At 67.4% G+C, this 10,164-nt stretch carries 9 protein-coding genes and 4 pseudogenes; 7 read left to right on the top strand and 6 right to left on the bottom strand.

Annotated elements, in window-relative coordinates; all coding sequences use genetic code 11:
* Positions 1–115: 115 nt before the first annotated feature.
* On the bottom strand, positions 116–514 hold the full coding sequence (locus ACFWP5_RS46295) for a hypothetical protein (protein ID WP_384171359.1): 399 nt from the start codon (positions 512–514) through the stop codon (positions 116–118).
* 115 nt (positions 515–629) lie between these two features.
* Here ACFWP5_RS46295 and ACFWP5_RS46300 point away from each other — a divergent pair, with 115 nt between their 5' ends.
* From ACFWP5_RS46300 to ACFWP5_RS46310, 3 genes are all read left to right on the top strand, one after another.
* Complete coding sequence (locus ACFWP5_RS46300) at positions 630–1,250, top strand: hypothetical protein (RefSeq protein ID WP_384171362.1); 621 nt, start codon at positions 630–632, stop codon at positions 1,248–1,250.
* A 201-nt stretch (positions 1,251–1,451) separates the two neighbouring features.
* Complete coding sequence (locus ACFWP5_RS46305) at positions 1,452–1,880, top strand: ester cyclase (protein WP_384171365.1); 429 nt, start codon at positions 1,452–1,454, stop codon at positions 1,878–1,880.
* A 157-nt stretch (positions 1,881–2,037) separates the two neighbouring features.
* Complete coding sequence (locus ACFWP5_RS46310) at positions 2,038–2,577, top strand: GNAT family N-acetyltransferase (protein ID WP_384171368.1); 540 nt, start codon at positions 2,038–2,040, stop codon at positions 2,575–2,577.
* Between the two features lie 159 nt (positions 2,578–2,736).
* Here ACFWP5_RS46310 and ACFWP5_RS46315 read toward each other — a convergent pair whose 3' ends face one another.
* Entirely contained in the window at positions 2,737–3,696 is a 960-nt protein-coding gene (locus ACFWP5_RS46315) for a sigma-70 family RNA polymerase sigma factor (protein WP_384171371.1), read from the bottom strand.
* A gap of 22 nt (positions 3,697–3,718) precedes the next feature.
* A complete protein-coding gene (locus ACFWP5_RS46320) occupies positions 3,719–4,918 on the bottom strand; it encodes an NAD(P)/FAD-dependent oxidoreductase (protein WP_384171374.1) in 1,200 nt (399 codons plus the stop codon).
* 553 nt (positions 4,919–5,471) lie between these two features.
* Between ACFWP5_RS46320 and ACFWP5_RS46325 the strand changes: the two genes are divergently transcribed.
* The gene (locus ACFWP5_RS46325) at positions 5,472–6,008 is read left to right on the top strand and encodes a transposase (RefSeq protein WP_384171383.1); all 537 of its coding nucleotides are present in this window, start codon (positions 5,472–5,474) and stop codon (positions 6,006–6,008) included.
* Between the two features lie 257 nt (positions 6,009–6,265).
* On the opposite strand, the gene ACFWP5_RS46330 is transcribed toward ACFWP5_RS46325, so the two are convergent.
* Together ACFWP5_RS46330 and ACFWP5_RS46335 are read right to left on the bottom strand one after the other, a co-directional pair.
* Positions 6,266–6,703 carry a pyridoxamine 5'-phosphate oxidase family protein gene (locus ACFWP5_RS46330; RefSeq protein WP_384171377.1) on the bottom strand — a complete coding sequence of 146 codons (438 nt, stop codon included), beginning with the start codon at positions 6,701–6,703 and terminating at the stop codon, positions 6,266–6,268.
* A gap of 99 nt (positions 6,704–6,802) precedes the next feature.
* Positions 6,803–7,203 (bottom strand): annotated as a pseudogene (locus tag ACFWP5_RS46335) (type II toxin-antitoxin system PemK/MazF family toxin).
* 167 nt (positions 7,204–7,370) lie between these two features.
* Between ACFWP5_RS46335 and ACFWP5_RS46340 the strand changes: the two are divergent.
* Positions 7,371–7,689: pseudogene (locus ACFWP5_RS46340) on the top strand (transposase); the annotation flags it as partial.
* On the opposite strand, the pseudogene ACFWP5_RS46345 reads toward ACFWP5_RS46340, so the two are convergent.
* Positions 7,575–8,347: pseudogene (locus ACFWP5_RS46345) on the bottom strand (ISAzo13 family transposase); the annotation flags it as partial. The pseudogenes ACFWP5_RS46340 and ACFWP5_RS46345 overlap by 115 nt on opposite strands.
* Positions 8,348–8,503: 156 nt before the next feature.
* Here ACFWP5_RS46345 and ACFWP5_RS46350 point away from each other — a divergent pair.
* A pseudogene (locus tag ACFWP5_RS46350) lies at positions 8,504–9,229 on the top strand (IS5 family transposase); the annotation flags it as partial.
* 111 nt (positions 9,230–9,340) lie between these two features.
* Positions 9,341–9,913, top strand: coding sequence for a GNAT family N-acetyltransferase (locus tag ACFWP5_RS46355; protein ID WP_384171386.1), 573 nt, complete (start codon positions 9,341–9,343; stop codon positions 9,911–9,913).
* Positions 9,914–10,164: the final 251 nt, after the last annotated feature.

Raw genomic sequence — 10,164 nt, forward strand, 5'->3', positions numbered from 1 at the left:
GTGGTTTCCGCGGGCGCGTTGTGCGTTGTTGCCCCGGTGGGGGTGGGGGGGTCGTCGCCCCCGGGCGCTGGGGTGGCCCCGGCCGCCCCCCCCCCCCCCCCACTACCGTTTGGTCTCAACGGCGGCTCCTGTATATGTGCAGGATGTCGCCCATGGGCTCTTCCGTGCCGTCCGGGTACTTCCGGGTGCCGGGGGCCGTGTTGAAGCGCAGCGTGGGCCCGCGCCTGCTCAACTGGACCCTGTCGAGTGCGGCGTGCCGGTCCGGGTGGCCGATGACGACCTGCTCGCAGGTGTCCGCAAGGTCCTGGCTGCAGCCGATCACTCGGCTGAGCTTGACCTCTTCGGCGGATGTGACTTGGCCGGGGCCGAGCACAAGCTGGGCCGTGGGGCTGACCGGGAACCTGATCTCATAAGCACCCTCCAGGCCGAACCCTCGGTAGGCGTCCTCCGGAGTGGTCGCCGTCGCCTCTGTAACGCACGGTTTTGCTGGCAGCGGCGGCCGTTCCAGGGGCACAACTGGCCACCTATCGGTCGACGAACGGACCAAACGCGAATCAACATCGGGCGTTGAACTGCGGATTCGCGCCCACGGCTGGCCAACTATCGGCTGTGGTCACAGGAAGATCCCCATGGCACGACGCACCGAGTACGACGAAAGCCAGGCCGCCAGACGTCTGCGGGTGCCGATCACGGCCTTTCGGCGGGCGCGTCACACCGGCCTCATCCCGGCTCCGGACGCCTCCTCCTGCCAGTGGTCGCGGGCTGCTGTCGAGGCGATGGACGCGGACGCGATCCGGACCGCACTCCCCCGTGAGCCGATCGCGGGCAGCGTCGCCGCGGACCGGATCGCCGTCACGCTCGGCACACCGAACTCGATCGAGCACGGCGAGCGGGCGCACGTGACCGCGTTCGTGGTCCACCGGCTCATCACGCGCGGGCTGCTGACCGATCTCAGCGGCAACCCCGACGGCTCGCTCCTCAACCCCGACCAGGTCGACACCGTGTGCCAGCACGAGGACCCGGCCGCCCTGGTCGCCGCCAACACCCCGCTCGGTCCCGACCAGGCCGCCGAACGCCTCCAGGTGAGGCGAGTCGAGTTCGACCACATGCGCACCCTGGGATGGATCAAGCCCACCGAGTGGCGCGAGGTGCGGTACGGCACCTCACGGGCCGGGGCGGTCGACGTCCCGATGTTCACCACGGCGTCCGTTGACGCGCTGCCCGGCGTGCACCCCGAGGTCGACTGGTAGCAGCTGCGCAGCGTCGGGAAGGGCCGGCGCTCGCCGCTCGCCGCCCTGGTGAAGGAGGAGGCCGCCGCGGTGTGAGCGGGCGCCACTGTGACTGAGCGCCTCAGTTGGCCATTCTGCGCATCACGGTTGGCCACAACTCCCGAGCGCGGCACCTGGGCGGTCGCGTTGTGCTCGACGGGGGACTGCTGAACACTCGGCAGGGTGGATACGGAGCGCAACAAGGCGGTCGTTCGCGAGTTGGACGAGCTGGGCAACGGTGGTGGCGATCTTGGTCGGCTAGATGCATTGTGCACGCCCGACATGGTCAACCACGCATTGGCACCCAACATGCCGACTGGGATCGAGGGCACCCGACAGTTCCTGCTGCGGGCCCGCCGTGATCAGCATCCGGCCCGCTGGGTGGAGTCGCGCATCGTCGCGGAGGGCGACCTGGTCATCCAGTTCGGCGTGCGAGAGCACGAGTGGCCCGGAGGAACGTTCCGAGGCTTCGACGTGCCGAGCGGGACCTATCGCAGAGACGTCGCCTTCGCCTACCGGCTGGTCGACGGGCGGATCGCCGAACGCTGGGCGGTACGCGACGACTTGGCGATGCTGCTGCAGCTCGGCGCACTGACGCCTCCGCCGCGCTGAGCGTCGGTCGGCTGGTTTCGTACGTGGGAGCTGACACCAGGGCCCGAGCCGCTGAGAAGAGCGCCGCCACGAACTGACCTCTCCTGATCTTTCCTCGACGGTGCCCATTCGTCGGCCTCCGGGCCGCGCCAAGAAGGGCTCGGATTACCGTGTCGACATGAGCCAGAGGAGTGACGTGCCCACGTCTGCGACGAGCCCTGTCGAGATCGGATTCGGCACCGATGATGACCTTCCCCAGATCGTCGAGATCCTGAACTACACGGCGGCGAACTCAATCGCCACCTTCGCCACTCGGCCGACCAGCGTGGCCGAACGACGCGATTGGTTTGACCAGTTCTCCTCAACCGGTCCCTACCGACTGCTCGTTGCCCGCCATGGCAATCAGGTTCTGGGCTACGCCTGCAGTCAGCGCTACCGAGACCACGAGGCCTTCCAGCAGACCGTTGAGGCAAGCATCGCGCTGCACGTCAGGTGCCGGGGCCAAGGCATCGGCACCTCGCTCTATCGCGCGCTGTTCGACTGCCTTGCCGACGAACCCGTTCACGTCGCCCTCGCAGGCATAGCCATGCCCAATGACGCATCGGTTGCCCTGCATCGAAAGCTCGACTTTACGGAGGTTGGTGTCTTCCACGAGTACGCCGTCAAAGGCGGGCAGTACATCAGCTCACTGTGGATGCAGCGCCTCTTCCCTCGCTAGCGGCAGTCGTAATACTGATCACTGGGATGGCCTTTCCCAGACCCGACCGTCAAAGCACGCACTCACGGCACCAGGGACGGGCCACACGCTCCGGCAGCGTTGCCAGTTCATTGACCTCCACCTGGCGGCCCCGCCGTGGCAGGTTGAGCCCGTGTCGGGTCACGACTGGGTGACGAGCGGGGTGTCCGGTCCGTGCTGCCGCCAGGTTGCGGTGAGGCGGGCGAGGCGGGTGGGGGCGGCGATGCCGCGCACGGTTGCGATCTTGCCGCCTGTGATGTCGAACGTCACGGCGCCGATGACCTGGTCGCCGATCACAAAGAGGATGGCGGGGGCGCCGTTGACGAGCGCGTAGTGGATGGCGGGCGTGCCGCCGGCAAGTCGCCGTTTCGCGGGTGTGGGTTTGAAACCGGCCCGTGCGATGGCGGCGATGCGCTGGGGAGTGTCGTACCGCAGCAGCGTCTTGGCCGGGCCGGCGGCGTTGGAGTCGGCGATCGCGGTCGCGTCGTCGGTGAGCAGCGCCACCAGGCGTTCGGTGCGGCCCGAGGAGGCAGCGTCGAGGAATTCCTCGGCGATCCTGCGGGCGGATGCCGGGTCGGCTTCGCCGCCGCTGGGGCGCGCGGCGGTGATGCGGTGCCGGGCCCGGTGGAGGTGCTGCTGGCTTGCGGATTCGGTGATCTCGAGGATCTCGGCGATCTCGGCGTGGCTGTGGGAGAACGCTTCGCGCAGGACGTAGACGGCCCGCTCAAGGGGTGCCAGGCGTTCCATGAGAGTCAGCACGGCCAGGGAGACCGATTCGCGCTGCTCGAAAGTGTCGGCCGGGCCGAGCATCGGGTCGCCGTCCAGGAGTGGTTCGGGCAGCCAGGCGCCGACGGTGCGTTCGCGGCGGGCCTGTGCCGAGCGGAGCCGGTCGAGGCACAGGTTGGTGACGACCTTGGTCAGCCATGCTTCCGGCACCTTGATCAGCTGCCGGTCGGTGGCCTGCCAGTGCAGGAACGCGTCCTGCACGGCGTCTTCGGCGTCGGCGGCGGAGCCCAGCAGCCGGTACGCCAGCGAGGCCAGCCGGTTCCGGCTGGCCTCGAACCGGCTGGTGTCGAAGTGATCAGTGGCGGTGCTGTCCACGTGGACCTCCCTCGTCAGGCGGCTACGCGACCGTCCTCTCGGCTGCCGCATCCGGTACGGCGGCCAGGTGGCGTTTGAGCTTGGGCAGGCCGAAGGTCGGGTGCGAGGTGGTCCACAGTGACATCTTGAGGATGCCCGCCTTGATCCGCGCGGCCTTTCGGCCGCCCACATACTTCGGCTTCGCTTGCGCTTCGTCGTCGACCATCTGCAGGATCCCGTCCCGCCGCCCGAGGCTGATGTGGTTGCCCAGGTACTCCAGTTTGCTGTTCGGGATCTTGCGGCCGGTCAGGCGTCCCACGATCGCGGCCGTGGCCTGCATGCCGGTGTAGCCGGCCGAAGCGCAGGACATCGGCAGCGGCCGGCCGTTGTCGCCGATGGCGTAGGCACTGTCGCCGGCGGCGTAGACGTTCGGGTGCGAGAGCGACCGCATGGTGCGATCGACGACGATCCGACCGTTCTCTGTGACCTCCAGCCCGCTGGTGGCGGCGATGGGGCTGACCGCGAACCCTGCCGTCCACACGGTTGCATCGGACGCCAGGGCGGTGCCGTCGGTGTACAGCACCCGCGTCGCTTCGACGGCTTCGACGCTGGTGTGCTCCAGGACGGTGATGCCCAGCCGGTCGCAGGCCCGGCGCAGGTGGCTGCCGGCTCCGGCGGAGAGCGGGGCGCCCAGCTCGCCGCGGGCGACCAGCGCCACCGACAGACCGGGCCGGGATTCGGCGATCTCGGTGGCGGTCTCGATGCCGGTCAACCCGTCGCCGACGACCAGCACACTCCCGTCCTCGTCCCGCCTGCTCAGGCTGTCCAGGCGCTCGCGCAAGCGCAGCGCCGCCGGACGACTGCTGACGTCGAAGGCGTGCTCGGCCACTCCGGGGACGCCGTGGTCGGCGGCGTGGCTGCCGAGCGCGTAGAAGAGCGTGTCGTAGCCGAGTTCGCCGCCGCCCTCGGCGTCGGCCACGGCGACGACCTGGCGCTCGGGGTCGACGGCGGTGACACGGGCCAAGCGCAGCCGTATCCCCGTGCCCGCAAAGACGTCGGCGAGCTGAGGAGCCTCGATCTCCTGGCCGGCCGCGAGCTGGTGCAGCCGCAGCCGCTGCACGAAGTCCGGCTCGGCGTTGACGACGGTGATCTCGGTGTCCGCCGGGGACAGCCGACGGGCCAGGGTTCCGGCCACGTAGGCCCCGGCATAGCCGGCGCCGAGGACGACGATTCGGTGCTTCATGTGCTGCTCCTGTCGGTTCGCTTGGCTCTCCGTGACTTGAGCGGAACAGCGCCCCGATTACTGACAGAAACTAAATGTGGCATGCGTCACATCACGGCAGCGGCCCCCTCGCACCGTGAGTCACGGATAGGAGTCCGAGGCCGCAGCAGAACGGCGCCGTCTTCGTAAGCCCGCAGCGACCGCCGCGGCCTGCTGTGCGGCGCGGGCGCGGGTGGCGGCCAGACGGTAGGAGTCCGTGCCGGTCTCGACGATTTTCCCGCCGAACGTCAACCGATCTGGCTTTGTCGTTGAGAGCCGCCCCACCACCCTGGACGAGCTGGACGCGCACGGACGGCCTCGACCGCTGGTGGCCCGCACCCGCGAACGCCACCAGCAGATCCACGAACGAATCGAACGCGGCGACAGCCTGCGCGCCATCGCCCGTGAACTCCACCTCAGCCGCGGCACCATCCTGCGCTTCGCCCGGGCCGCCGATGTCCAACAGCTTCTCGCCGCGACAACCGACCGCCCGAGCATTGTCGACGACTACCGGCTCTACCTGCATCACCGCTGGATGGAGGGCTGCACCTACTCTGCCGCACTCACCCGGGAGATCCAGCAGATCGGCTACCGCGGAGACGTCAACACCGTCCGTCGCCACCTGCGGCCCTACCGCACCGGGGCGATTCCGGCGGATGCCCCGCTGCCCCATGTGACCGTCCGCCGGGTCACCGACTGGATCATGCGCCGGCCCGAGCAACTCACCGACACCGAACACAAGTGCCTCGACGAGCTATGCGAACGCAGCCCCGCACTGGCCACGACCACCCAATACGCCCGGCGCCTGGCCGCGATGGTGCGCGGACGCCGCAGCGAGCACCTGGCCCTCGACGTGTGGCTCGCAGACGTCCGCCTCGACGGACAACGAGAACTCCGCACCCTGGCCGCCGGCATACGGCGCGATCACGCAGCCGTACTCGCCGCCTTGACCACCACCTTCACCTCAGGAGCGGTCGAGGGCAACGTCACCAGAATCAAGCTGCTGAAGAGACAGATGTACGGCTGGGCCAATTTCGACCTACTGCGACGCCGCATCCTCCTGTCACCTTGATCAACCGGCTGATACCCCCAAATCAGCGACGGAGCCCAAGACTGTGCCAGAGCCGTTCAACGGCCCCGGCAAGTTGGCCTTCAGCGGCCCCAGTCGGTGAACATTCGGTGCTGAGCGGACGTCTTCAAGTGGGCTCTGGCAGCGATCACGGGGAGCCGCCACGGTCGGTGACAGGTGTCTTCGCTTTCGGGTGTAGCGGAGGCGTGAGCGGTCGCGCGAAGCGGTCCTCTGCTGCGGGATCGCGACGGCGACCTCGCTCATGCGGTGCCGGAATAGCTCAGATCCTGTGCCGTGAGTGAGTCGGGGAACAACCGCAACCACGTTGTTCCCCTATCCCCGGGGTCGTCGTGCAGGTAGCGAACGAAGCGTGCGTCCCAACGGGACTCGTCCGCGCCGAGGTAGCGGATGAGCTTGCGCCAGCCTCGCGGTACGTCGAAGGGCACGAGTTCGGCATCACCACGAGCAATCACCTGTTGAACAAGGCCCGTTTCGATATCGCAGACGTCGACCACCAGGGCGACCCTGGGGTTTGACCTGACGTGATCGAAGAGCCTGGCCCACGGTCCCGTCAGGACCCAAAAAGCTCCGTCCTCCCACAGAAACCACACGGGGCGCACGGTCGGGCCGTGGGTCGCGATGCGCGCGGTGAGCGGCTGGCTGAGGAAGGAGTCCACACCGAACGCAGGAGAGGTCACCCGTTCATTTTGTTCTCGTTGGAGTCCGTTGGAATCCAACCTTGGACCTAATACTCCAGCCGTAGATCGTGATCTCGATGATGAGTGGCGCCTCTCCGCCTACCCGAGTTCACCGAGACGGAGGGCGTCCCTTATCTCGCCGAGCTTCGCGGTTGTCGCCGGGGTCCGTTCCTTTACCTGTTCGCCGAGACGGAGGGCTTCCTCAATCTCGCTGAGCTTCGCGGAGGACAGGACGCCCGCTCGATCAGGTCGTCCTGGGACACGGTGGTCAGCCACGTGCAGGGGGTAAAGCCCGGGCGCGGGAACGCGAACCGCAGCACGCCTTCAAAGGGCAGTCCTTCCATGGCGCCTACTTGCACTTCGACGCCCAGACCGCTGATGTCGACGCCCGCAGGAGTGACGACCTGCATCGCCCGGATCCTGGACGCGTCGTCTGCCGCCAACAGTACGACCAGCCGCCGCTCGTCGAACTCCACCCACCAGACTTCGCCACGTTGCACATGTCCTCCTGACTCAGGACGGCAGGCGGATCTGCGCGACCCTGACGTGTTGTGGAGACGGGTGCGGACACCGTTGATCATCGTGAGTTGTGTGGACTGACGAAGAGACGGTGGCCGCAGGTCACAGCATAGAACCCGCCCGTCGGCTGAACGCGTTCGAGGGCCTGATGGGCCGGATCGCGGGGCGCTTCGCCCGGGTCGAACCCCGGCGCAGGGCGGCGCGGTTGGTGCTCGGTCTGTTGGCCGACCTGCCGCGCAAGAACTGCTGGACCATCGCCGAGTGGGCTGGCGAGACCACTCCGGACGGCATGCAGCACCTGTTGGGCAGCGCCAAAGTGGGATGCCGATCAGGTCTGCGACGACGTGTGCGGCTACGTGGTGGAGCACCTGCACGACGACGGGGCGGTGCTGGTCGTCGACGAGACCGGCGACATGAAGAAGGGCACTGGCACGGTCGGCGTCCAGCGCCAATACACCGGCACTGCCAGGAGCTGTATTTGAATAACTGTCAGTGATGGGCTTCGGTGGGAGTCGCTCGGGCGTGTAGCTGGTCCAATGTGCGGGCGGCCGATCCGGGTAGAGGCGTGATGAGGATCCGGTGCAGGTCCAGGAGCCGGTGTCCGTCCTGGTACTGGATGGACAGATTGGTGCGGTTGACGCCCAGTAGTTGGGCCAGGAACGTAATGGTCACCGCTCTGCGGCGGCGCAGGATGGCTGCCAGGAGCCGGTGGAGGTGGTCCACGCTGCTGGTCTGCGGGTGGAGGTAGCCGCGCGGGCGGTAGAAGCGCCGCTGGAATGCCGCTTCGGCCATGGCGTCCCAGTAGGGTTCCGAGACCGCCACCAAATGCTCGAAGGCGGTCCGTGACACGCCGGTCAGGGCCGGATCGGTAAGCATCATGGTCAGGGCCGGATCGAATCGGCGGGTGCGTGCCGGCATGTCTGGCGTTCGAGGTGGGAGAGGAGCCAGTGTGTAGTTCCAGTCCCCGTGGAAGACGTTCGGTGTGATCGGCAGCGCGTGGAACTCGGCGGGCGTGACACTGATGCCCAGGTCGTAGCTCCCTGTGTCGAGTTCGGCCCCGATGGCCAGGCCGGTCTTGGTGGTTGTGGCGGCGATGGTCTCGATGACGACCTGGTAGCTGGTCAGCTCTGGGTGATCGAGCGCGAGTTCGCCGGAAACTCTCAGAGGGCGGTACGTGACCTGATGTCCGGTTCAGTATCGCCTGATCGTGTGACTGTGGGAACTCCCAGCCGGTCGATGGGTTTGGCCGTGCTGGAGTGACGGGGTGAGCGACCGCAGGCCTACAAGAGCGACTTATCCGACGAACGCTGGGCGCTGATCGAGCCGGTGACCAGTGCATGGAAGGCGAAGCACCCGTCCGTCAGCGGCCATCAGGGCAACTACGAGCTGCGAGAGATCGTCAACGCGCTCCTGCACCAGTCCCGGACCGGCTGCCGCTGAGACTACCTGCCCCACGACCTGCCACCGCCTGGCGCGGTGAAGTACTACTTCTACAAATGGCGCGACGACGGCACAGACGAGGTCATCCATGACCTGCTGCGCCGGCAGGTGCGTGAAAGCCGGGGACGATTAGCCGACCCGAGCCTGGTGGTGCTCGACACCCAGAGTCTGCATGCCGCCGCGGGGGTACCCGCGGCCACGACCGGGTGCAACCCGGCCAAGAAGGTGCCGGGTCGCAAGCGGGGGCTGGCCGTTGACGTGCTGGGCCTGGTGATCGCCGTGGTGGTGCTGGCCGCTTCCGTGCACGACAACGCCTTCGGTACCGCGTTACTGGACAAGGTCGCCGCAGGGACCTCCACGGTGACGAAGGCGCTGGTGGACCAGGGGTTCAAAAAGACCGTGGTCGACCACGGCGCCGGCCTGGGCATCGCGGTGGAAGTCGTCGAGCGCAACCCGGCCGACCGCGGCTTCGTCCCGCAGCCGATCCGCTGGAGAGTCGAGCAGACCAACGGGATCTTGATGCTGCACCGCAGGCTGGTCCGCGACTACGAGCACCGCCCGGCAAACCCACCGCCGGCCCCTCACGTCGTTCTGCCAGCCCGCCGGGGAAACCCGTTGCGAGTGACCCGCATCGCATGTCTGATTGATCGGCCACCGATCACGGGATGGAACATGAGTATGTCGCTGCCCACCCCCTCGTTGCAGACCTCTCGCCTTCGACTGCGTGCCTTCGAAGACGCGGACGCGAACGACCTGTTCGCGCTGCAGAGCAACGCCTACGTGTTGCGCTACTGGGACGATCCACCGTGGACCGAACGCGCGCGCGCCGAGAAGTTCATCACCCGTTGCCGAGAGATGGAAAAGGAAGGCACCGGGGCGCGGCTGGCCGTGGATCGTGTCTCCGACGGGGCGTTCATCGGCTGGTGCACCCTGAACAGGTGGAATCCGGACTTCCGCAGCGCGTCGCTGGGCTACTGCTTCGACGATGCAGCGTGGGGCCACGGTTATGCGACCGAGGCCGCGCACGCTTTGCTGCGGTGGGCATTCGACGCGCTGGACCTGAATCGCGTCCAGGCTGAGGCCGATACGCGCAACGTGGCTTCTGCCCGTGTGCTGGAGAAGCTCGGCTTCGTGCGTGAGGGGACGTTGCGGGAAGACTGCGTTGTCAACGGCGTGGTCTCTGACTCGTGGGTCTACGGGCTGCTCAGGCGGGAGTGGCGGCCGTCGTCCGAGCCGGCTCCCGCCCGCTGAGTCCCATCGCCCGGCACCTGGTATCGACCACGCCCCGAACCACTGATCACTCCCCCTCATCCAAACTAAAGGACGAACCGGGCAAAGGCTCACATCTCGCCCTCTGAGAGCGGTGAACGGAGGGAGTGACCAGCAACTTCCGCTTGCACACCTCTCAGAGGGCGTTAAGTCCCGTTCCTGACGATGCGGTGTCGCTCGTTCGTGGGTGATGGGGCGGTTCCGTCCTCACGTTATGTCGTGTGCATGATGGG

This window comes from Streptomyces sp. NPDC058469 (assembly GCF_042721125.1).
GTDB lineage: Bacteria > Actinomycetota > Actinomycetes > Streptomycetales > Streptomycetaceae > Streptomyces.

Coding starts and splice junctions, on each gene's coding strand:
- ACFWP5_RS46300 (WP_384171362.1), top strand. CDS start 630: ATGGCACGACGCACCGAGTACGACGAAAGCCAGGCCGCCAGACGTCTG.
- ACFWP5_RS46310 (WP_384171368.1), top strand. CDS start 2,038: ATGAGCCAGAGGAGTGACGTGCCCACGTCTGCGACGAGCCCTGTCGAG.
- ACFWP5_RS46320 (WP_384171374.1), bottom strand. CDS start 4,918: ATGAAGCACCGAATCGTCGTCCTCGGCGCCGGCTATGCCGGGGCCTAC.
- ACFWP5_RS46325 (WP_384171383.1), top strand. CDS start 5,472: ATGGAGGGCTGCACCTACTCTGCCGCACTCACCCGGGAGATCCAGCAG.
- ACFWP5_RS46355 (WP_384171386.1), top strand. CDS start 9,341: ATGTCGCTGCCCACCCCCTCGTTGCAGACCTCTCGCCTTCGACTGCGT.